The 23,123-nt window shown below is 57.4% G+C and carries 16 protein-coding genes; 8 read left to right on the plus strand and 8 right to left on the minus strand.

Features of this window, described 5'->3' with window-relative positions; genetic code table 11:
• Positions 1-100 precede the first annotated feature (100 nt).
• On the minus strand, positions 101-1,432 hold the full coding sequence (locus Poly21_RS18250; RefSeq protein WP_146408301.1) for an efflux RND transporter periplasmic adaptor subunit: 1,332 nt from the start codon (positions 1,430-1,432) through the stop codon (positions 101-103).
• 332 nt (positions 1,433-1,764) lie between these two features.
• On the opposite strand from Poly21_RS18250, the gene Poly21_RS18255 reads away from it, so the two are divergent.
• From Poly21_RS18255 to Poly21_RS18275, 5 genes are all read left to right on the plus strand, one after another.
• A complete protein-coding gene (locus Poly21_RS18255) occupies positions 1,765-3,510 on the plus strand; it encodes a TolC family protein (RefSeq protein ID WP_302119498.1) in 1,746 nt (581 codons plus the stop codon).
• Positions 3,511-3,742: 232 nt separating this feature from the next.
• Positions 3,743-5,131: an outer membrane protein assembly factor BamB family protein gene (locus Poly21_RS18260; protein ID WP_302119501.1), complete on the plus strand. Its 1,389-nt coding sequence runs from the start codon at positions 3,743-3,745 to the stop codon at positions 5,129-5,131.
• Between the two features lie 209 nt (positions 5,132-5,340).
• Positions 5,341-7,464, plus strand: coding sequence for an FAD-dependent oxidoreductase (locus Poly21_RS18265; protein ID WP_146408303.1), 2,124 nt, complete (start codon positions 5,341-5,343; stop codon positions 7,462-7,464).
• A gap of 46 nt (positions 7,465-7,510) precedes the next feature.
• The gene (locus tag Poly21_RS18270; protein WP_146408304.1) at positions 7,511-8,365 is read left to right on the plus strand and encodes an ABC transporter permease; all 855 of its coding nucleotides are present in this window, start codon (positions 7,511-7,513) and stop codon (positions 8,363-8,365) included.
• Positions 8,362-8,985 carry an ABC transporter ATP-binding protein gene (locus Poly21_RS18275; RefSeq protein WP_146408305.1) on the plus strand — a complete coding sequence of 208 codons (624 nt, stop codon included), beginning with the start codon at positions 8,362-8,364 and terminating at the stop codon, positions 8,983-8,985. Before Poly21_RS18270 ends, Poly21_RS18275 begins: the two co-directional genes overlap by 4 nt.
• 86 nt (positions 8,986-9,071) lie before the next feature.
• Here Poly21_RS18275 and polA read toward each other — a convergent pair whose 3' ends face one another.
• Both polA and Poly21_RS18285 read right to left on the minus strand, forming a co-directional pair.
• A complete protein-coding gene (polA, locus tag Poly21_RS18280; RefSeq protein WP_146408306.1) occupies positions 9,072-12,182 on the minus strand; it encodes a DNA polymerase I in 3,111 nt (1,036 codons plus the stop codon).
• Positions 12,183-12,395: 213 nt separating this feature from the next.
• The gene (locus Poly21_RS18285) at positions 12,396-14,258 is read right to left on the minus strand and encodes an RAD23 family protein (RefSeq protein WP_302119504.1); all 1,863 of its coding nucleotides are present in this window, start codon (positions 14,256-14,258) and stop codon (positions 12,396-12,398) included.
• Between the two features lie 275 nt (positions 14,259-14,533).
• Between Poly21_RS18285 and ppnP the strand changes: the two genes are divergently transcribed.
• Both ppnP and hemG read left to right on the plus strand, forming a co-directional pair.
• A complete protein-coding gene (gene ppnP / locus Poly21_RS18290) occupies positions 14,534-14,812 on the plus strand; it encodes a pyrimidine/purine nucleoside phosphorylase (protein ID WP_146408308.1) in 279 nt (92 codons plus the stop codon).
• An 8-nt stretch (positions 14,813-14,820) separates the two neighbouring features.
• Positions 14,821-16,326 carry a protoporphyrinogen oxidase gene (gene hemG, locus Poly21_RS18295; RefSeq protein ID WP_302119506.1) on the plus strand — a complete coding sequence of 502 codons (1,506 nt, stop codon included), beginning with the start codon at positions 14,821-14,823 and terminating at the stop codon, positions 16,324-16,326.
• Between the two features lie 24 nt (positions 16,327-16,350).
• Here the strand turns inward: hemG and Poly21_RS18300 are convergent, their stop codons facing one another.
• The 3 genes from Poly21_RS18300 to Poly21_RS18310 all read right to left on the minus strand — a co-directional run bounded on the left by Poly21_RS18300 (position 16,351) and on the right by Poly21_RS18310 (position 19,204).
• The gene (locus Poly21_RS18300) at positions 16,351-16,575 is read right to left on the minus strand and encodes a hypothetical protein (protein ID WP_146408309.1); all 225 of its coding nucleotides are present in this window, start codon (positions 16,573-16,575) and stop codon (positions 16,351-16,353) included.
• A 98-nt stretch (positions 16,576-16,673) separates the two neighbouring features.
• Positions 16,674-17,753 carry an A/G-specific adenine glycosylase gene (locus Poly21_RS18305; protein ID WP_146408310.1) on the minus strand — a complete coding sequence of 360 codons (1,080 nt, stop codon included), beginning with the start codon at positions 17,751-17,753 and terminating at the stop codon, positions 16,674-16,676.
• A gap of 83 nt (positions 17,754-17,836) precedes the next feature.
• Entirely contained in the window at positions 17,837-19,204 is a 1,368-nt protein-coding gene (locus Poly21_RS18310; RefSeq protein ID WP_302119507.1) for a PDZ domain-containing protein, read from the minus strand.
• A gap of 257 nt (positions 19,205-19,461) precedes the next feature.
• On the opposite strand from Poly21_RS18310, the gene Poly21_RS18315 reads away from it, so the two are divergent.
• Positions 19,462-20,919 (plus strand): ammonium transporter, encoded by a 1,458-nt coding sequence (locus tag Poly21_RS18315; RefSeq protein WP_146408817.1) that lies wholly within the window; start codon positions 19,462-19,464, stop codon positions 20,917-20,919.
• 125 nt (positions 20,920-21,044) lie between these two features.
• On the opposite strand, the gene Poly21_RS18320 is transcribed toward Poly21_RS18315, so the two are convergent.
• The gene (locus tag Poly21_RS18320) at positions 21,045-21,728 is read right to left on the minus strand and encodes a glycosyltransferase family 25 protein (RefSeq protein ID WP_146408311.1); all 684 of its coding nucleotides are present in this window, start codon (positions 21,726-21,728) and stop codon (positions 21,045-21,047) included.
• Between the two features lie 14 nt (positions 21,729-21,742).
• Positions 21,743-23,101 carry a glycosyltransferase gene (locus tag Poly21_RS18325; RefSeq protein WP_302119511.1) on the minus strand — a complete coding sequence of 453 codons (1,359 nt, stop codon included), beginning with the start codon at positions 23,099-23,101 and terminating at the stop codon, positions 21,743-21,745.
• Between the last annotated feature and the right edge of the window lie 22 nt (positions 23,102-23,123).

Genomic DNA, 23,123 nt, shown 5'->3' on the forward strand with positions numbered 1-23,123 from the left:
AGGAAAGGGGAGAGAAGGCCAGAGGGAACTGTCGGTGGTGACGAACAGAGAGTTGGGGAGAGCGAAACGCCGTCTCGCTGTCTCCCCCTCCCGCTTTCAACTAAAGCGGCTTGACTTTCTGGCCATCGGTGAATCGTTTGAGGTGCGATCCCACCACCCGTTGCCCTGAGTGGACACCCGAGAGCACTTCAATTGACTTCCCGTTGTCGGCCCCCATGGTCACATCGGAGCGCAGGACGGTGTCATCGTCGCCGACAATGTAGACGTAGCCATTGCCGTGCTCGTCAAACCGAATCGCTTGCGAGGGCAACGTATTGGCGGCAATCTTCGTCGACAGGTTGATTGATGCCTGACCAAACATCCCTGGCAATAGTTTGCCATCCTTATTCTCGAGTTCCACCTCGACCAACATCGTCCGGGTACTCGGGTCCAAGCTGCCGCTGCGCCGGGTGATCACAGCTACAAGGGGTGCCTCCGACGCGAAGGAGGGGAATGTCAGCGTCACTTCATCACCTGGGCTCACCAGGGGTGCGTCTGACTCAGGGACCGGGATTCGAACGCGAAGCTTGTCGACTTGACTGATCACAAAGAGCGGTTTGCCATTTCCGACCTCATTCGATTGGCGGACCAGATCGCCCGGCTCAATATTTCGTGCTGTAACGATGCCAGCAAAGGGAGCTTGGATGGTCGCGTACGCGATCTGCACGTCAACCTCCTCCAACTGTGAGCGGATGGTTTCCGTTTCAGCTTCGGCAGCATCAAGGTGTGCACGAGCGGATTCCAGATGCGCTTCAGCGACCGCAACATCGGCCTCGGCCGAATTGATCGACGACGTGACAGCCTCCTTGCGGGCCGATTCGGTGTCGCGTTTCATCCGTGCTTCGTCAAGCATCCGGTTCTGCAGCGAACCGCGCTGAACCAGATCTTCAGTGCGGTCGAACTCCGCCTGGGATCCCGCCAAGGACGCCTCCACGCTGGCCATCTGCGACTTCGCTTCGGAAAACATCGCGTTTGCGGAGCGTACCTGCGCTTCTGCTAATTGGATTCCCGCGCGCGATCGTCTCTCTTCGGCCTCCAATCTGAGAACCTGCTTTTCAACGCTCTGCCGTTGTTTGATCAAGTCCGGCACATCGACTTCCGCCAGTTTCGCCCCGGCTTCGACGTAATCGCCGATATCAGCGTAGAGCGTCTTCACAAATCCCGATGCTTTTGCTCGCAGTTCAGCCCGATAGTATGCATGAACTGTCGCTGGCTGCCGGGTGGTCCGCTGAACTTCGGTTGCGGTCACGGCGACCGTTTTCACGGGGACCACACGCGGTTCGGCGGACTTTTCCACCACCGCATGTTCGGAAGTGCATCCGATCGCGAGCAGCCAAAATGCTCCGAACAGGCACACCGCAGCGGGCTTGGCGATTTTTTGTACAACATTCATTTCGTTTCTTACCTTGCAAATACTCAGCGCAGACGGTGGATGCGCGCGGGCGATTCAGACAACTGTCCACGTGCGCAGTCGGCACAATCGTCATGCGTCTTCCCGGCGAAAGAAATTCACCATTCGGATCACGTAGTCTAGTCAGTGCAACCGGCGATCTCGATAGCCCGCAAGTGAGAAGTTGCCATTCTTATACGTGCATCCGTCACTATCGCCCCCTTCGATTGCCGATGCTTTTCCCGTGCGACCATCGCGTTCGGAGCGATGTCTCTAACGGTACGGAAACCGCAACAAAGGAGGGCAGGATGCCCCGCTTCCCATTTAGATTATGCATGGCGATCACGCGTGGCCTCATCCCTGCGGCGAGTCTGGCGAGCGTGGTGGGATGCGCCAGCGGCCCCTCGCTGGCCCTACAATCGATAATACCGACAGAATCGATCGCGATCGATCGAGCCGAGAGTCCCGAGGGTGCCGATTCTACGGGCTCCCCAGTAATCGAATCGTCAACCATCTCCAGCCAGGCGGGCAGTATCCAGCCAGTTGTCCACGATGAGGCGATGCAGGTGGTCGCGGTTGCTACGGAGCAATCGCCTAGTCAGGAACATGCGGGCGATCGTGTCGTGGGCATTCCCATTGACGATGTGGCCCCGTTGCCGATGACTGACGGCATCGGAGCCACTGCCGTACAGGCACCATCCTCTATCGAGCAGTCGACGTTCTCGCAACCGAACCTCATCGATCTGAACCTGCCATCAGCTCTCGCGATGGTTGGGGGCCAGCACCCTGTGGTCGGATTTGCTCAATGGCGCGTGCGTGAGGCATACGCCCAACTCGACCGCGCGAATGTTTTGTGGCTACCCTCGATTCAAAGTGGTTTTAGCTTTTACCGCCACGACGGGAACTATCAAGCCGTCGACGGTCAAATTGTGGACGTCAATCGCAATTCATTCCAATACGGACTGGGCGCGGGCGCTGTCGGCGCCGGCACCACGCAGCGTCCAGGCTTGGTGGCCCAGTTTCACTTGGCCGACGCCATCTTCCAGCCCGAAATCGCAGAGAAATCGGCATGGGCCCGCGGACATGCGGCCAGCGCCGTGCTCAACGAGCAGTTGTTACGAGTGGCACTGGCCTACATCGAGTTACTTGACGCGCATCAGGATTCACACATTCTCGCCGAGTCTCGCGGACGGGCTGCAGAGCTCGCCAAAATCACGGCTGACTTCGCCGAAGCTGGTGAGGGGTTGCAGGCGGATGCGGACCGCATGCGGACTGAGCTGAACCTGATCGAGAACCGCTGGATCGCCTCACGTGAGCGAATCGAAATCGCTTCGGCCCGCCTCGCTCAAGCTCTCAGTATCAATGCGAACAGCCAAATCATGCCGCTGGACGTCAACGCCATTCCACTGGATTTGGTCGAAGCCGGGGCGGACAAGTCCTCGCTGATTAGCACCGGCCTGTCGATGCGCCCCGAGTTAAAGGAGTCGCAGGCGCTTGTCGCTGCGGCCTGCGAGGCGTTCAAACGCGAAAAGTATGCGCCTTTCGTGCCCAGCGTCTTGCTCGGTTACAGCACCGGCGGCTTTGGCGGTGGGCTCGGTAACGACCTCTCCAGTGTTGCTGGCAGGTATGACTACAATGCCGTCGTGACCTGGGAGGTGCGCAATCTCGGTTTTGGGGAGCACGCCGCACGCCGTGAATCCTCGGCCCGAGTCCAGCAGGCCCAGTTCGAAAAACTGCAAATCATGGATCGGGTGGCGATGGAGGTTTCTGAGGCGTTTAGCCAGATTGAATTCCGCCGTCAACAGATTGCCATCACGCAACACGCAATTCACACCGCCCAGGCTTCCTACGACGCCAACTCCGAGCGAATTCGCGATGGTGAAGGGTTACCGATCGAAGTCTTGCAGTCCGTCCAAGCATTGGAATCTGCGCGGCGTGCGTATCTGCGAGCGGTCATTGACTTCAACCAAGCCCAGTTCAATTTGCAATGGGCGCTCGGATGGCCAGTAAGCGCGCCAGCCGATCAACTGGTTGTGACGGAGCAAAGCCAATTTGCGGACTCGTCACCAATTGAATTCTGAATTGGCGTATAATCATGCCGGGCCCCCTTCGCACCGGCCTCATCGCAATGAAGTCTGCCGAACGACGCACTCGTCCGCTAGCCAGCCTCGCCGGGTGCGGCATTCGCCTTAAAACTGCTCCCTCGAATCAACCCGGACCGAAAGCCCGCTAGCGTCCTGCAGCCCATTACCATGGCCAGGACCGGTATGGAGGCCGAAAGTTTCCCGCCCTTTTTCTCATGAGTCCAACAACATGCGTCGCTGGATCGCTTCCGAATCTCTGATCATCCATTGGTCCTGTCTGCTGATAGGGCTCATCGCTTGTAGCAATACTCCGGCACACGCCGAATCACCCGCGAGTTTTGACTCATCAGCGTCCGATCCAGTCGATGGAATTCCATGGCCGCGTTTTCACGGAGCGATGGGCTACGGAAATGCTGGCGGTGGTCGGCTGCCGACAACATGGACCGAGGATGACTACGTTTGGTCGTTAAACCTCGGTGGCACCGACGTCGGCTCTCTCGTCGCCACTGAGAACACGGTATTTCTGCTCGACGCCAAAGTGGAACGGTCGAGGTCGAATGGCAGCACCTCGGCGGGTACGATCGATTTTGTCGCCGTCGATGTAGCGACTGGGCAAGTGAAGTGGCGACACAGTCATCCGTTTGTTGACCGCAAACGGCATTCGCGCAATTCCCCCGCCTCGACAACTCCCGCCATCGCGGGCGACCGTGTCTTTTTTGCCTACGGGGATGCTCAAGGAGCCTATCTGTACGCCTACACGCTCGCAGGAGTACCACTGTGGAATCGTCAACTTGGCCCCTGGACGGGAGTCCACGGGTTTGGAACCAGTCCCATGGTTTCGGGATCGCAAGTGATTTTGTTCAACTCGCAACAAGTCGATGAACTGGAACGCGGGCAAATTGCGGGTCAGAGCCACATGATGTCATTCGATATCGCCACGGGAAAAGACCTGTGGAGCACGCCGCTGACAGCGACCCGTCCATGCTACGGTGTCCCGTCCGTCTTTCGCCCCGCCGCCGGTCCAGGTCCCGCCGGGCCGCCCCAACTGATTGCTGCCAATAAGGGGAATGGGATGTTCGGACTCGACTTAACAACCGGAGCCCTGTTGTGGTCGTTACCTGTATTTAACAAACGATGTTGCTCGTCGCCGCTGATCGTGGGCGATCTTGCGATCGCAAGTTGCGGCAGCGGCGGAGGGGGCAACTACATGTCGGCGGTGCGCATCCCTCAACACGTAGGTGATTCGCCCGAAGAGGTTTTTCGTATCTCACGTGGTGCGGGCTACGTGCCCACCCCCGCTGTCAAAAATAGTCTGATCTTCACCGTCTCTGACAATGGAATCGCCAGTTGTTTTGATACTGCCGATGACGGACGATTGCTATGGAGCCAACGAATTGGAGGCAATTTTGGTGCATCACCGATCATCGTCGGTGAACAACTACTGCTAGTCTCTCTCGAAGGCAAGGCGCACGTGACGACCGCCAGTGACCGCAAAAGCGACCTCAGCGAAGTAAATCTGAGTGGTCGAGTGGGTGCGACGCCGGCGTTCGCAGCGGGACGGTTGCTCCTTCGAGTCGGCTCACAATTGCACTGTCTCGACTGTACTGATCAGCAGTGAACTAGCGATCCGGTAACACGCGGCACCGTGTGGTCCGGATTTCGCTATTTCTGCGTCCTCCGGTCCCGATGGGTATGCGGTCGACTGAAAACCGCTGATCCGACAGGTGTTCGTAAAATGCTCGGAGGTTGGCGCTTTTCAACAACAGTCGTGGGGAGATTCGACTACGTTAATGATCCGAATTTTACAAAGCTAAAAGAGTAAACAACATGCGCTGTGCCCCCACCGTCCGGACTCTCACGATATTTGCGATGTGTTGCGCGTCGACGCTGTGCTCGGTCGCGAGGACTGCGGGCGAGACGACCTATGACGTCGTCGTGTACGGTGGCACGTCCGCAGGGATTGCAGCAGCAGTCCAAGTCAAACGGATGGGAGGATCGGTAATTGTTCTTGAGCCGAGCCGACGAATCGGCGGACTGACGACAGGTGGACTCGGACAAACCGACATCGGCAACAAAGCTGCGATTGGCGGCATTGCTCGAGATTTTTATCAGCGTGTGCAGGAGTATTACCGGCAGCCTGATCACTGGGACTGGCAGCGGCGTGACGCCTACCGGGACGGCGGCCAAACTCGCACCGGTAATGCAGAAGAAGCAATGTGGACGTTCGAGCCATCAGCGGCCCTTACGATCATGCAAGACCTGGTGCGCGAGTACGAGATCTCCGTCTTGTTGGAGCAACGGCTGGTGCGCACCCACAATGCCAATTCTTCCCGCAGCACCGCTGGCGTGACACTGACGAACAAACAGATCACGGCGATCACGATGGATAACGGCCGCACGTATCGAGGGCGGGCGTTCATTGACGCTACCTACGAAGGCGACTTGATGGCTGCCGCTGGCGTGAGCTACACGGTGGGTCGGGAAAGCAATTCGCAGTACAACGAGACTTTGAATGGCGTCGAGACCCGGCATGCAAGGTCACATCAATTCATGCCAAGCGTCGATGCTTATGTCGTGTCCGGTGACCCATCAAGTGGCCTGCTACCTGGTATCGATCCACAGGGCCCCGGTGAAGAAGGGGCCAGCGATCGACGAGTGCAGGCATATTGTTACCGCATGTGTTTGACCGACCACCCGGAAAATCGGATCGCATTTGCAAAGCCCGATGGGTACGATCCACTCGTCTACGAACTCCTGCTGCGCAACTTCGAAGCGGGTGAAAAGGCCTTGCCTTGGATCAATTCGAGCATGCCTAATCGCAAGACCGACACCAATAATAGCCGCGGCTTCTCAACTGATTTCATCGGTCAGAACTACGAGTATCCCGAAGCAGACTACACCGAGCGAGAAGCCATCGCTCAGCGACACCGCCACTATCAACAAGGGTTGATGTGGACACTTGCGAATCATCCTCGTGTGCCAGCCCACATCCGCAAAGAAGTCTCGCGTTGGGGCACCTGTCGGGATGAATTTGAGCGAGAGGACGGCTGGCAGCAACAGCTCTACGTTCGCGAGGCGCGGCGAATGTTGGGTGTCACGGTCATGACGCAGCATCACTGCCAAGGGCGTCAGGTCGCTGCGGACCCGATTGGTCTGGCCGCTTACACGATGGATTCACACAACGTACAGCGCTACGTCGATGCGGACGGACACGCCCGCAACGAAGGCGACGTACAGGTTGGTGGTTTTTCGCCTTATCCAATCTCGTACGGTTCAATCACACCCCGTGCCGACCAATGCGAGAACCTCTTGGTCCCCGTCTGCTTGAGTGCCTCGCACATTGCATTTGGTTCGATCCGCATGGAACCCGTCTTTATGGTCCTCGGCCAATCTGCCGCGACAGCCGCGATGCAGGCCATCGAAGCAAACGTCTCGGTACAAGCCATCAGCTATGAAACGCTACGCGCCCAATTGCTTGCCGACAACCAAGTGTTAACTTGGACGGGGCCAGTCCATCGATCGGCATCGGCAGTCGATCCGAAAACGCTCGATGGAATCGTTGTCGATGATGACGTGGCCAAACGAGTTGGGTTTGAAGCTGCCAGTGTGTCGCTCGGCCCCTTCATAGGTACGGGGTATCGGCATGACAGTGATACAGCCAAAGGCCATCAATACATCCTGTTCCCATTCACGATCGACAATGCCGGCGTATATGAGGTGCTCGTTGCGTACACGTCCAACCCCAACCGAGCGACCAACGTGCCCGTGATCATTCGAGCGGGTGACGAATCTCACGAGGTGAAAGTGAACCAGCAAAAGAAGCCTGGTCGAGGTGCGTTTGAGGCAATTGGGAAATTTAGTTTTCCAACCGGCGATGCCACGATCGAAATTAACAATGCGGACACAGACGGTTATGTCGTCGTCGACGCGGTTCAGATCTTGCGGCAATAGTAGATTAGCAGTGTGTCACTGTGAGACCTTCGAGCAATAGCATTTCATGCCACCGATCCATCGCCGTAGCGACGTTCCTTTTTTTCTGGTGATGGGCGGGATTGCATCATGCTTTGTGTTGCTGATCGGATTGTTGCTCGCGGCTGATCTAGCGTTTACATCATTAGCAGACTTTCGAAACGCACTTGCCAAGCCAGAGATCCAAGCCTCGATTCGACTGACGGTCCTGTCCTGCACGGTATCGGCGATCCTGGCTGTTATCGTCGCTATCCCGCTCGCCTATCTGCTGTCTCGCTTCCAGTTCCCTGGGCGTGTCGTGATCGATACGTTGGTCGATATTCCGATGGTGCTACCGCCCGTGGTACTCGGACTGAGCCTGTTGATCCTGTTTCACCTTCCGATGGGTGGCTCGGACTGGGAACTCGAATCGTGGCTGCGTGAGGACGTGGGATTCCCCGTCACTTATCGCTGGCCGGCCATCGTACTGGCTCAATTTACGGTCGCATGCGCTTTCGCGGTTCGCACGATGGGTGTGACCTTTGAGCAAATCAGTCCACGCAGCGAAGATGTCGCCCGCACGCTCGGATGCACCCGCATGCAAGCCTTTACTCAAGTTGCGTTGCCGCAAGCAGGACGGGGAATCATCGCAGCATTGACCATTGCGTGGGCGCGGGCACTCGGCGAGTTCGGCCCCATTCTCGTCTTCGCCGGTGCCACTCGGATGCGGACAGAGGTATTGTCAACGTCGGTTTGGCTTGAATTCAGTGTTGGCGATTTGGATGCCGCAGTGGCGGTTTCTTTGCTGATGGTGTTGATCGCAATAGCGGTACTGCTCACCCTCCGCGGATTAGGTACGTTGCGACTCGGCGTGGCGGCGTCCCCAGGAGTCCGCTCTCAATGATTCGGTTGTTGGATATCACCATCGAGGCGGGTGAGTTCTCGTTGCGAAATTTTTCGCTCGAGGTTCGACCACGGGAATATGTCGTCTTGATGGGCAAGACAGGATGCGGAAAAACCTCCATCATGGAGACGATCTGTGGCTTGCGTCGCCCCGTTGCTGGTTCAATATGGATCGCAGGCACGGACGTGACGAATTTTTTGCCAGGCGACCGACAGGTTGGTTACGTGCCACAAGATCTAGCCTTGTTTCCAACGATGAATGTGGCTGAGCATCTCGAGTTCGCATTACGAATTCGACGTGTGGCAGCCAAACAGATAGCAGATCGGAAATTAAAAACAGCCGCGATGTTAGGGATCACGCATCTGCTCGATCGCAATGTACAAGGCCTCAGTGGTGGTGAGGCGCAGCGAGTCGCTTTGGGGCGTGCACTCGCGTTCGAACCAACGGTCTTACTCCTCGACGAACCACTCAGTGCACTCGATGAACAAACTCGCGAGGAAATGTTAGCGTTGCTGCTCTCGATCAAAGCAGAAACTCACGTCACCACTCTTCATGTCACCCACCAATCGGCCGAAGCAATAGTACTCGCCGACCGCTGCGTCCGCATTCCAGCTGAGTAGTAGGGTCTCGCCGAGAGACCGAATCGAGTTCGGGAGAGGTGAATGATCGTGTGATGACCAATCGAGCCTCGGTGAGACTCGTCTACTCAGCAATCTGCCCACGTCGGTCCTGAGGCCACGTCGACTTTCAACGGCACATCGAGCTCCATCACACTCGTCATGGCTTCGACAACCAGTTCGGTGAGCGCCTCGACCTCGTCGGCGGGTGTCTCCAATAATAATTCATCGTGGATCTGCAGTAGTAATCGGGCTTTCAACGGACTCTGTTTCAACTGATCATGAACCCGCAGCATCGCGAGTTTAATCAGGTCTGCGGCAGTCCCCTGAATTGGCATGTTGATAGCAATTCGTTCGACCTCGGTGAGGCTGCGGCGTTTTTCGGGAGGCAGCTTCGACAGATCTCGGACGCCTTGCAATTCGCGTCGACGGCCCAACATCGTCGATACGTAACCTTCACTGCGACAGCGAGCGAGCGTTTCCATCATGAACTGTTCGACCCCTGAATATCTTTGGAAATACTGCTCGATATAGTCGCGTGCTTCCTCCTTGGGAATGCTGAGTGTCTTTGCCAAGCCGAACGGACTCTGTCCATAGACGATGCCAAAGTTGATCGTTTTTGCGATTCGCCGCAGTTCACTGGTCACATCCGCTTCGGAGATACCATTGACCTCGGCCGCCACGCGGGTGTGGATATCGGCGTCGTCACGATAGGCCTGCAGCAAGGCCTCATCGCCACTGTAATGCGCCAGCACGCGGAGTTCGATCTGCGAATAATCCGCCCCGAGCAGCACCCAGCCTGGTTCGCTCGCCGTGAACGCACCACGGATCGCTTTGCCCTGTTCCGTCCGTATGGGAATGTTCTGTAGGTTCGGTTCGCTGCTGCTGAGCCTTCCCGTCGCTGCGACGTCTTGTCGATAGGATGTATGAACCCGGCCTGTCTTTTCACAAATCAACTGCGGCAACGTGTCGATGTATGTGTTTTTGAGCTTGGTCGCTTGGCGGTACTGCAGCAGATGGCGGGCGATGTCATGATTGACGGCGAGTTGCGATAACACGTCTGCATCGGTACTGATGCCGGTTTTGGTCTTCTTGATGACTGGCAGCCCGAGTTCATCAAACAACACCCCTGCGAGCTGTTTCGGGCTATCAAGATTAAATGAATGCCCAGCGGCGGCAAACACGATCGTCTGCAAGTCGGCGATCTCCGCCTCGAACCGACCACTCATTTCAGCGAGTGTCTCCGCATCCACTCGGATGCCGTTGGTTTCCATCTCGATCAGCACCTCGACCAGCGGTATCTCTAAGGTCTGATAGAGTTCTTCGAGCCCTCGTTCGGCGAGCTCATGATGCGAAATTTCGGAGATACGCAGTGGCACGTCGACATCTTCGCAGGCGTACGGCGCGACGACATCGACTGGTACCTGGTCCATCCGGATTTGCTTCTTGCCTGTCCCGATTAAGTCCTTGATCGGCGTCGTCGTATGATCAAGTCGTCGTCGTGAAAGATCGTCGAGTGTGTGATTGCGGCGACCTGGATTGAGCAGGTAATCGGCGATCATGGTGTCGGTACGAATACCGCCCAGCACCACACCTGAAATAGGGTGGCCTGAGTGAGGGTGCATGGTACCGTTGCTTGTCGACGCCTTTCCGGCAGCCGACCGCAGGACAATCGCATCGAACTTAATGTTGTGACCGACCTTTTCGATCTTGTCCGACTCCAGCACTGGACGTAGGGTCTCGATGACCAACGTCTCGTCGAGCGTGACATCACCGAGCGGGGCGCGAATCGGAATGTACGCTGCTGCGCCGACGTCCCAGGCGATGGAGATGCCGACTAAATCACATCCGCGGGCATGTGTGCTGGTCGTTTCAGTATCGATCGCGATCTGCTGTTTTCCCTCCAACAGGTTGGCGAGATCCCGCAGCTCGGCTTCACTCGTGATCGTTCGATAGTCCGTCGCCCACTCTGCTTCGCTCGGTTCACTGGCGTCCGAGCCGTTGGCGATACCGCCGAGCAGTTCGGCTGCGCGAGTGCGAAGTCGGCGGAAACCGAACTCCTGCAAGAGCGCGTCCACCCGGGGCAAGTCGGCGGCCGCCCGGACCGAGCGACTCCATGGGATGGGTGAATCGACGTCTTTGCGGAGCGCCACTAATGAACGGCTGAGCATTGCTTGCTCACGTCCTTCCATCAGGTTCTGCTTGCGTTTCTTACCCGTCATTTTGTCGGCGTTGTCGAGAATACCTTCGAGCGTATCGTACTGCTCAAGGAGACTCTGAGCGAGCTTGGGACCGATCAAAGAGATCCCAGGCACGTTATCGACGGGATCACCCACGAGCGACTGGTAGTCGACGACCTGGTCAGGGCGAATTCCCCACAGCTCCCATAACCTCGCCGCATCGATCAGTTCGTCTTTTCTAAGATTGTAAATCTGGGTGTGCGGTGTGATGAGTTGACGACAATCCTTGTCGCTGGTCACGACGAGACAATCACCACCGGCTGCTTGTACCTTGGCCGCGACCGTAGCGAGCAGATCATCGGCTTCAAAACCCGCTTGTTCCATAATCCCAATCCCCATCGCGTCGACAATTTGACGGATCAGAGGGATCTGTTGCCGCAATTCGTCGGGCATCGACTCCCGATGGGCCTTGTATTCGGGATAGAGGTCATTGCGGAACGTGATCGCGCCTCTGTCGAACGCTGCAATGAGGTAGTCAGGATTCTTGCGGGCAATCAGCTCCAACATATCCCCGACGAATCCGTAGACTGCTGCAACGGGCAATCCACCCGTACTGGTCATGGGCGGCAAGGCATGGAAAACCTGATAGATCAGCGAATGCGAATCGATGATCACGACGAGTTGCCCAGAGAGATCGGGTACAGGCTCGTCAAGGGACGGCGCGATCGCCCGTCGCAAAATCTCAGGTAGCGACTCGGACGCAATGCCCACCGCATCGTGCCGCTGCTGACGCGCGGCGGCATCCTCGCGTACCCGGGAGCCTTGCGGTGAATCATCTGCGAGGGTGACGCCCGCCGGTTGTAGGGGCGGCACGTTTGGATGACTCGGTGGCGTCGACTTCGGCTCCGCACTCCTGGCAGCTCGGCGGGCTGGGGCCGCGCTCGATGGTGGATCCTGCGTCTCAAACCCACTGAACATCAATTGATCGTCTGGTTTCGATGCGGGTCGCGATTTGGCCATGCGGTCAGTGACGTTCTAAGGCGGCGGAGAAAGAATAGAATAGTGACGATTTGACAAAGTAATCGTCGTCCCCGATTCTAACAGAGCCCTGGTCTCCCGAAAGGCACAGGCGTTCTCCAGACGGGGCATCACTCATCTCCCATGTGCTTGAAGAACAAGCACCGGTCGTCACGAAAGTCTGCTGTCACGCTCACCAAGTACGATTCGCCGCGTCTAGCGTTTGATCTCAAACTCAACGGTGGCTTGGCCGTATTTTTTGCCGTGGATATCTTCCATTGTCAAACGCAGTTGATAGCGGCCGGGGTCGATGGCATCGGGAAGATACATTTGGTACGCGATGAAGTAATCTCGCAGGTGGTTCTTGGAGATTTGGTGATCCTCAGGTAGCGTTTGACTAGCGATTCGCTGGCCATCCGCATCGAGTAGGTCGTAGCTACCCCGCAAACGCGTTTCAAATCCACCGTCGACGGAGTTCGCAACAAAGTTATCGATTTCGCAGTACAGGATCACTTCCTGTCCGGCGGCAAAGCGTCGATTGGGGAACGGTTTGATTTGGCCGTAAGCTTCGATTTCCGTACAGAATTCGAGTCCGCGAACTTCGAGCGAATCGCTAGCAGCGGCCAAATACCCAGTCGCTTTGCGAATTTCTGGGAGGGCAGAACTGAACCGATGCGAGGGCACTGGATGTCCCTTGGGATCGACAATCTTCCATAGTCCGAGCAATTGGTGACGCAGGTACTGCGCTTCTTCCTCCGACAGACCTTCCAAATGGTCGACGGCACGGTCGGGGTCGCCCGACAAGACCATCAGATGGCGGGCGACGACCTGACGGCGATGCCGGTCGGCATCACTCTCGGCGGGAACGTCCTGCTGCAAGCGGGCGACGAGAGCGTCGAACAATTCGGCATCACTGAGTGTGGAGACGCCGCTGGAAGCTACCGACGTGCTCTCTGACTTCGTAACTGGCGGCGAATCGCTCAACGACATCGATACGCTGGCGGGCGATTCCTCTTGGTCGCTGAATGTCATTCTCTGAGGATCGTGGTCGACGGCATCAGGTGCTCGCATCTCACGAATAGAGATGTCTGATAGAGTGCCAAGGGCAGGTTCATCGGTCGTGCTTAGAGATGCTTGTTGAATGGCAGGTTGCCCAGCGAGCGATGGTTGCGCTACTGCGTTGGCAACGGCGGTTCTCTCGGTTCCGGCGAGAGCGGTGGCGATGTTCGCATTCGCAGCGGGCTGAGAGATGCCGATGCGTGCCGGTTTGACATCTCGGTCGGGGACCACCGTCGGCAGATCGGGTAGTTCATCAAACGCGGCTGCCAAGGCATCGTCGATTGACCAAGGCTGGTCCGTCTCGCGGGCCCGGCGGTGTGCGCTAGCAATCAGCTTGGTCACTGCAGCTTTCTGAATTTCTGGCGGTACACCCTGCAGGGCGTTGATCAGATCGCTGATATCGACCCCGCTGTAGTTCTGGGGCAGGTCGAGCGACGGGGCAGGTGCTTCCGGTTCGATCGGCATACTGGCGGAAACCTGCGCGATTTCTGGAGCAGCTGACCGAGTGTGGTGTGAATGTTGATTCGCGTCTGCGACCGGTGCTGTTTGCGATGGTGGCGGGGCGGTGTACCCAGCGAGTTCACTCATCGTTCTGCGAGTGTCCGCCGGCGGAGGAGAAGTGGTGGTGCGGTGAGCAACTTGTCGGGTAGTGGCGAGCCGTTGTTCGACGGGCTCAATCTTCGTTTCGGGAACGGCATTTTCGCTGGTAACTTGGACCTGCGAAGCAGAACTCTTGATTTCGCCCTGGTTTCCGCCCAGTTTATTGGCGGCCTGCGCTTGGGCAGGCCCTGCCATGGATGGGCCGTGAATCGACGGTGGCGAGTTATCTAACGCTCGGTGCCTGGCCAAAGGCGTCGAGAGTCCTCCATACTGACATCCTGACAGCGTCGCGATCGCACCTCCCGCGAGGATAGAAATGGCCCCTAAACGATGTCCTAAACCGATTGCCTTTCGCCGGCGGAGGCCAAAAAGCGAACAGAACAAGCGTCGAGATCGATGGCGAAATTGGATCGCGTGCATGAGGGGACCTTGCGAATGATGTCGCGACAAAAACAGAATGCGAGCCCATGGAACAGCCCGTAGCCTGTCGACGCTACAAAATCCTCCGCTCCCACGACAACGTCAATTGTTTCCGTGCCGGCTCTGTGGGATCCCCTCCCGAGGGAGGTCGTCCTGTTCGGTTTTCGCTGTGGATCGGATAAGATCCGGTCGGATCGAGGAGTGATTTTATTAACCTCGTTCCTCTTTATCACTTTGATGCACGCTCGACTTTAAAATCTCCCAGGAAAGCACCTATGAACGTCAACGAATATTTCGATGGAAATGTCAAATCGATTGGCTTTGAAAATAGCGAAGGCCGTGTTACATCAGGCGTGATGGCAGCGGGCGAATACGAATTTGGTACTAGCGAAAACGAACTGATGAAAGTTGTTTCGGGAACGCTGTCGGTGCAGTTGCCTGGTCAGGACTCCTTCGAGGACTTCTCGACCGGCCAAGAGTTTAAGGTTGCCGCCAATAAGAAATTCCAGGTTCGAGTGAGCGAGCCGACTGCGTATCTGTGTTTCTATCACTGAGCACTAGCATGGCTCCCATTCGAATCGCAATCGTCGGCGGCGGATTGTCGGGGCTGGCCACTGGGGTGCACCTGCGGCTGTTGGCGAATTGTCACCGACTGCCACTGGAAATCACGCTTTTCGAAGCTTCCAGTCGGATTGGCGGTGTGATCCAAACCGAGCGCATTGTTGGACGTGACGGAGGAGAGTTTGTTGTCGATCATGGCGCGGACATGTTCGCGACCAACCCGCCCGCCGCGATCGAGTTGTGTCAGCGACTTGGTGTGGCAGATGGGCTCCTCCGGCCCCAACAGGTAGGCCGGGGCGCGATGATTGCCCGCGGTGATCGATTGATTCCGATCCCAGACGGGTTCGTGTTGATGCGCGCCACCAAGATGATGTCGATGGTGTCGACGCCTTTACTTTCGCCACGGGGCAAACTGCGACTGCTCGCTGAACGCTTCGTTCGACCTCGTGATCCATCGCTTGAGGACGAGAGTGTTGGTTCCTTTGTCGCCCGTCGTTTGGGCCGCGAATGCCTGCAGAACATTGTCGCGCCGTTGGTCGCTGGTATCTACACTGCCGATATCGATCGGCTCAGCATGGCCGCCACGATGAAACCCCTGTGGGACATGGAGGCACGTGATGGTTCGCTTGCTCGAGCCACCCTCCGGCGCAAGCGATCGGGTGAGGATGCAACCGAACGCACCAGCAGTGGAGCACGGTACGAGCAGTTTCGCGCCTTCCCGGGGGGCATGATCGAATTGATCCAAGCACTTGCCAGCGGCATTGGCAGCGACAATATCCGCTTAAACAGCCCTGTCGAGTCGCTGGCGACCACCGCCAACGGGACGGAATTAGGCCCAGGCGGTGAGTCGTTCGACCGCGTTGTCCTAGCCTCGCCGGCGCCTGTCTCCGCTCAATTGCTCGCGACGCTGCGCACCACGGCGGCCGCCGAGTCACACCTTCAAGCCATCGACACCGTTGTTTCTGAGCTTGGTGGCATTGGTTACGCATCGACAGCGATCGTCGTGATGGCAGTCCCCCGCCAAGCGATCGCGAGAATGCCGAAAACCTTTGGCTTTGTTGTCCCACCGAGCGAACAACGCACGATCTTGGCGGGAAGTTTTGCCAGTGAGAAGTTTTGCGGTCGGGCGCCGCACGATCATGTCATCATCCGCGCGTTCGCCGGCGGGGCGTTGCATCCCCAAGTCCTCGAACAGAGTGATGAGGCCATTGTCGAAATCGTTGCCAACGAACTCGGCGATATCATCGGACTCGATGTCTCCAAGAGTGTGCATGATTTCGCGGCATTCATAAAAGTCATTCGGTGGAACAAGGCCATGCCGCAATATGAAGTGGGCCATTTGCGCAAAGCTGCCGCGATCGATTCAGCGATTAGCCAGCTTCCGAATATTGAGCTGGTCACCAACGCCTATGGGGGCGTGGGGATCGCTCCCGTGATCGCCGCAGCCGAACGGGGAGCTCAACGCGTCCTCGCATCGGTCTCGAAAACTCAATGCAGTCCTGAATAGGCGTCCGTTGCTAAAGGGGACGGGCTAGCGTTTCGATAAAGTTACGATTGCCAATAATGCAAATATCGATAGGGGATTCGCAGTCAGGTAGAAAGCGAAGTATCCGATTGCGTCCATGAATGCCTTCAGCAGTTCAGCGTTCGAAAGTAGCTGTGCATGGGCGAGCGAACGGTTGAACATCTGAACTGCCATTAAGTACGAGAAGTACGCTCCGACTCCGAGATACGCCCAGGCGATCATGCGTATCATAGAAGGGTCATCCTACGGAAGCGTGCGCCGGAAATTTTCGCCATGCAACTTGCGCGGAGTGTCAGGCAATTGATATGCGTCGCTCGCACTTGTGCGCGTTAGTTTGAGGGAGTGATCAGGTTTTGCTTCGTCAGGCGGTCAAGCAGTCGGCGACCTGTCGTGCTCATCGGGAGGTGTTTCAGTTCATCGGCAGAATGGAATGACCAAGGCGCGGGCGGGCGCGAGCCCCGACGAGTTGCATGATGGACATGCAACGTGATCCGGTACCTGGTAACGGCATGCTTCATACTTGTCATTTGTTCCCCGATCGTCCATCGACCACCGGCTTGGGTGGCTAACCACTGAGCAAACTCATCGAGAGTGTGAGCTTCGGGCGGACCGGCTTTGGGGAAGTCCCACATGCCGGCGAATCTGGATCCAGCTGGGATTTGTCGAACCAGCCAACGTCCGGAGGGATCGCTGACCAAAGCGGCAAACTCACTCCGTGGTTCGTAGGCAATCTTGTTTGTCTTCGCGGGAATCTCGGCTTGCCACCCTCGCGCGTGGGCCACACAACACTTGGCGAGCGGGCAGATCAAACATTTAGGTTCGCGGGGCGTGCAGATCAGCGCCCCGAGCTCCATGGCGGCTTGGTTGATCGCCGCGGGACCTCGGGTGCGATCGGGGACCGATTTGCGAGGTAGCAGCCCCTCGGCGAACTTCCACAAGACGTCCTGCGACGGCTTTTCATCGACTGCGGCGCGCAATCCAATCAAGCGGCTGAATACTCGCAGCGTGTTGCCTTCGAGTATGGGCACCGGTTGATTGGCTGAAATCGAGAGAATCGCACCGACGGTATAGCGACCGATCCCCGGTAGTTTGATCGCATGGTCGTAATTCAGCGGAAACTCACCATCGTGATCGGCGACGATTTGTTTGGCAGCTGCGTGCATACTACGGGCGCGGCGGTAGTACCCCAGTCCTTCCCACATTCGCATTAATTCATTTTCATCGGCCTTGGCGAGCGCAGTGGCGTCGGGGTACCTCGCTAGGAAGCGTTCAAAGTACGGAAGAACGGTTGCGATTTGGGTTTGCTGGCACATGATTTCGCTGACCCACACGCGGTAGGGGCTCGGCACGCGTCGCCATGGCAGATCGCGGGCTGCTCCCGAGAACCAATCGACCAAGAGCTTGCGCATGCGTGACCGTTGGCGGGTGTCAGGAATCAGCTCAGCGTGTGGCGCTGAATCGGGTTCTCGTTTGGGCCCAGTGGGAGTTCCTCTCACGGCAGATTGAGTTTCCCCAGTTCCGCGGTAGTCTCTGTTTGAACTCCGGCCCGTTGGTAGCGAATCTTGATGGTATCCCCGGGCAGGTGCGCGTCGATCGCTTTTTGCAAGTCCTTGAACTTATCGATGGTGGTGCCATCGATTTCGACGACCACGTCGCCCGGCAACAACCCGGCTCTCTCGGCTGCTTGGCCAGCAACGACCTCGGAGATTAAGCAGTCGCTAAAACTGCTGTCGCATTTCACTCCCAGGAACCCACCCTGTTTGAAGATAATCTCCAGGCCGGGGACGGACTTCTGCAGTGCCGCCACCCGGTCTGCCGGCGCGGCGGTACCATTGAGTGTGAGAGACACACGGATCGGCAAGGATGCGAGTCGATCGATCAAGTCTCCGTTCATGGGTACGTACCGCAATTCGAGATGGCGGAGTTCCTTGATATCACCCAACAGGGCGAGTTCGTCAGCGTCGATCTCTCCTTCCAACAGCACCAGCGTTTTCAGATCAGGCATTTGCACGACACCTGCCAAGACGTCCTGCCGAATCGCTGCTCCACGGACTCGGGCGTAGTCAATTCCATCGATCCATTGCAGTAGACTTAAAATTGCGGCATCCCCCTGGAACCCTGCATCGACTTCGACGATCCGCCTCTGCTGACTGATCGCACCGATGGTTGACTCGCCAATGCCGATGAACACACCGGCGGCGGCGAGCAATTCAACCGCTTGAGCCCTGCGGACATCTCGGACCTCGTCCGCCGCGACTTTGGCGCGAGTTCCGCGGCTCCCGCCTAGTTTGGAAATCCGCAGCAGTTCTTCCCATGCGCCGTGCCCGGCGTGAGACGGATCCCCGTCGCCGACATCGTTCGCTGCCAAAACAGGGGCTCGCGCCGCAATTTCTTGCAGGATGCCAATGACTCGTTCCGTGATTTCTAGATCGCCTGAATCAAGTTCGGCCACCAGCGAGGCGACCGCTCCTTCGCCCACGCGCGTTAAATTCGATGTGGCACGCTTGCGCAGTAAATAGGAATCGCTGGACAATTCCTCAACCCAGCCATCGATGTCAGCCGCTGAGGCCGGAGCAGAGTCCTGCGCAGCGGGTACGTGATCGTCGCCCCGTGAGGTTGTCGCCACCGCATCGCCACCGATCAGGCAGAGGAGCAGCCACCCTATCAGGAACCGCTGTGCCGACCTCTCGTACCGTGAGTTCCGCAACGGCAGAGTCTTGGCTACGCCGGATGGAGGATGAGCCTTGGCGAAGCATGCCATCCCCCACTGTTTCACACCGGTAATTAAGTAGGGAAACTCCCTGGCGACCCGCACGGAGATGGAAATGCTGCGATACTCAGAATTGGAAGGTGAAGTCACAAGATTTCGCTGGAATGGAGGCTGGCGGGCACACGCCGGTGACGTTGGACAGGGGTCGCAGGGCATCGAGATGACGCGTTACAGATTCTGGGCCGAGGAGCGACTGCTCGGGTATCAGCGGCCCCGCCACCACACTATTCTAACGCATAGTTCGCTCTGACCAATATCACCTCTAATGCGTCGCTAGGTCCATGATACCGATCTTTCGCCAATCCACCGTCGTTTTCTTATTAGTCGCCACGCTTGCTGGGGCAAGCATGCTGTCGATTTCATCGAGTTGGGCGCAAGATTCTGCACTTGACTCGCCAACGACGGAGTTAGTGGGGGATATACCGCAATCGACGGCTGAAAGCGTCCGCGATCAGCCAGAGGAAACGTCCCAAGTGGCGGGCGATGAACTCACGCTAGGGGGGCTCAAACGGGAGGTCGATGCAGCGGCATTAGCTGGACATAACGCCTGGATGCTGGTGTCTTGTGCGCTCGTGCTATTCATGACAGCGCCTGGCCTCGCAATGTTTTACGGTGGGTTGGTGCGTCGCAAAAACGTACTCAGCGTGATGATGCAGTGCATTTTTCTGATGGGCCTCATGACGGTGATTTGGGCGACTTACGGTTATTCGTTGGCCTTTGGAGGCAGCGGTGGTTATATCGGCAATTTCGATTACTTGTTCATGAACGGGGTCCAACGGAGCTGGGATGAGGCTGCCGGGGCTGCCATGACGCCGATGGAAGGCGGCATCCCACGCATGACGCACATGTTGTTTCAAGGCATGTTCTTCATCATCACACCTGCGTTGATCTGTGGCGCGTTTGCTGAGCGAATGAAATTCAGCGCAATGGTGATCTTTTCGATTCTGTGGGGCACGTTCATTTATTGTCCTCTGTGCCATTGGGTCTGGGACGGCGGCCCACTGGCTTATGGTGAGGGGAGTATTGCCGGAGGAGCCTTGGATTTTGCTGGCGGCACCGTGGTTCATGTCAGCAGTGGGATTTCGGCGTTGATCGCAGCGTTGTTGATTGGGCCACGCATGGGGTACCCCAGCGAGCCGCTGCAACCACATAATTTATCCTACACGGTGCTTGGCGCGGCAATGTTGTGGGTGGGTTGGTTTGGTTTCAACGCGGGTAGCGGTCTGCTGTCCGATGAAATGTCCAGTAGCGCGTTCATGGTGACGCACTTTTCTGCCGCTGCGGGAGCAGTTGCTTGGGCGGTCGCCGAATGGGTTTGGCTCGGTAAACCGACTGTGCTCGGCGCCAGTAGCGGTGCGGTAGCAGGTTTGGTTTGTATCACCCCAGCGGCCGGCTTCGTACAGGCGATGCCAGCTTTGTTAATGGGTGCCGCCGCCGGCGTCACCTGTTTCTATTCGTGTTCCCGACTCAAGCATATGTTCGGATACGATGACGCGTTGGACGCGTTTGGGGTGCATGGTGTCGGTGGCACGCTTGGGGCGGTCCTGACCGGCGTGTTCGCCACACGGGCAACCGTTGACGTCAGTGCTGGTGTTCCCATCGGCCTGATCGAGTCCGGTGGCAACATGAGTTTGTTGATCGGTCAGGTTGTTGCGGTGGTGATCACCTACGTATTCGCGGGCATCGGCAGCCTAATTTTGCTCAAACTGATTGACATCATCGTGGGGCTGCGTGTGCCTGCCGAGAGTGAGCAACGCGGACTCGACATCACCGATCACGGTGAAGAAGGTTACCAGTTCGCGTAAACTCGCCGGTGTTTGCGAGTAAGCATTCAGGGCGGTCGCAACGGTGGGCTGAGAGCCGGTAAGATGCACGGCAACGCCGTGCGGCCCGGCGGCTGGCGCGACTCAGCTGATGGAATTAATTGCCATCAGCTCCGGTTGTTCTCTTGCCAATAGAGGTCGTCGAGGTCGTTCCGCACACTGGGCAGATTGAAGTCGGGCATGGTCAGTGGCGGGGTATGTTCAATGACAAAGCTGTGGATGCGTTCGGTTTCTCGCGCGAGCTGAAAGTCAATGTCCTCTGTGAGTGGAGTCATCCGGTCAAAGACCGGTTGGTTCAAAATGTAGCTGTAGGTTGAGGGGGTCTCGTCGGGGGCACAACGCACGAGATGCCGGTTGAGCACGCCGGAGGGATGCTTGGCACTGCCCAGGTTTTCATTGTGATACGACAGATGACAGATATCCCAGGCAACGTCCTCGGGAAAATCGATTGGGGCTAGGTACCGAAAGAACTGAGGGTGGATCGTGGCGTCGTCCTCAAACACGATAATTGGAAGCTGCGACGCATCGAGTTTCATCAAATCGAGGTGAGAGAGACCGCAGGCTGCCGATCCCCACATATGTCTCAAGTCGGTTCGCCATCGACCTTGCAACACATCGGGCAACCCGTGCTCTTGAAAGTGATCTCGCTCGGGCGTGCGAGCTTGCATGACCTCGACGTTGCGAAATCCCGCGAGGGCGAGATGAGTTTCGATACGCCGCAAGCGTTCGCGGGCTCGGTCGTCGCGTGTGCTGATCACGACCGCGCGGGTGTCTCTGTTGATATTCTTCATGAATCACATGGGCGCTAATGAACGATAGCCAGTTTTGTCAGCGAGCGAGCGTTTCCGTGGGCAGCAACGATCGGGGTGCCGCTGCGGCAGGTTATCCGACCGTCGGGTTGTACTTGGACTTCGCCGACCGGCCGGTCGTGAACGCAGTAGTTCCAACGTTCGGAGATCTCTTTCCATCGCTGTGGGTCGCTGTGGCAATACAAATTGAACGCAGCCTGGTCGCCCCAGTCGGTAGTGCCTCGCAGTTCGGCAGAGTTGCGCAGCCGGGCGGCTTCGATAAAGTATCGGTGCATTGCTCCGGCGGTACCGGCGCTGAAGCCGCTATTGAGGAACGGGTGCTTCGAAAATAACTCGAAGGCGCGCTGCCGCATGGCCGGGTGCTCGATCGAATGGGTCCAACCAACAATCGCAGCGTTGCCCGGATAACCCATCGGCTCTCGCACGGCGAAAATCTTATTGGGATGCTCTTGTGTCATGCCCCACAGGGGATCGAGGCGATCCTGGATTACCACGTCACTCGCATCCCAGTAGGCGACGGGCAGCTTGGGATGCAGTGTCTTGGTGACCGCAGCAAACTCGGTCAATCGTCGCACGGGAGGCATTTGGCCATTGCTGGCTCGATTGATCACACGCACTCGGCGGCAGGAGGACAATAGCCGCCGCTCGCTAGGATATAGACCATAGCCGACAGCGATCACCTCTTGCTTGTTTCCCGACGCTCTCAGCATACGCAAAAATACGTCACGAAATCGCTGGACATCACGTCGATTGAACGCGACAAGAATCTTTGCGTTCGCCGTTTCGTCGCTGTGTTTCGCAGTATCAACGACGGGCTGGCATGGCTCCCGCTCGGCCGGTTTAGCCAAGTGCCGCGCCTTGGCGTCGGGTAGGTATTCGATGCGTGATCCCGCCCGGCGGATGTCTTGGCAACAACATAGGCACTCGCACTTGTGGACTTCCCAGCGAAACGGTGTTCGCAGAAGCGTCGAGCGTCGAAACAAGGTCGCCCCCATCCCAACGTGCGGTGACGACCCATGACACGAGCGATCGCCGAGATAGTCGGCGGCCAATGCGGCGTAGTCACGCCGCGTTACGAGGCCATGGTGCAGCCGCGCCATGCAATCTGGGGCCAATTCGACATCATCATCGAGAAACATCACCCAGTCACCCGAGGTTCTCGCGACACCCTCGTTCCGCGCTCGGGCAATGGTCACGACGCGGTGAATGTCATCATTCAGCGGTGTGCCGACGACGCTGTGATAGCGGACGTGCACGCCTCGCTGCCGGCGGAGTGACGCCATGACTATTTCTGACGGCGTGTTGTTGTCCCGCGTAAGGACGACGACATCGATGGTAGGTGTGCTTTGACTCAAGATTTCGGTCCCCGCCGCATAA

Origin of the sequence: Allorhodopirellula heiligendammensis, assembly GCF_007860105.1 — a bacterium.
Classification (GTDB): domain Bacteria; phylum Planctomycetota; class Planctomycetia; order Pirellulales; family Pirellulaceae; genus Rhodopirellula; species Rhodopirellula heiligendammensis.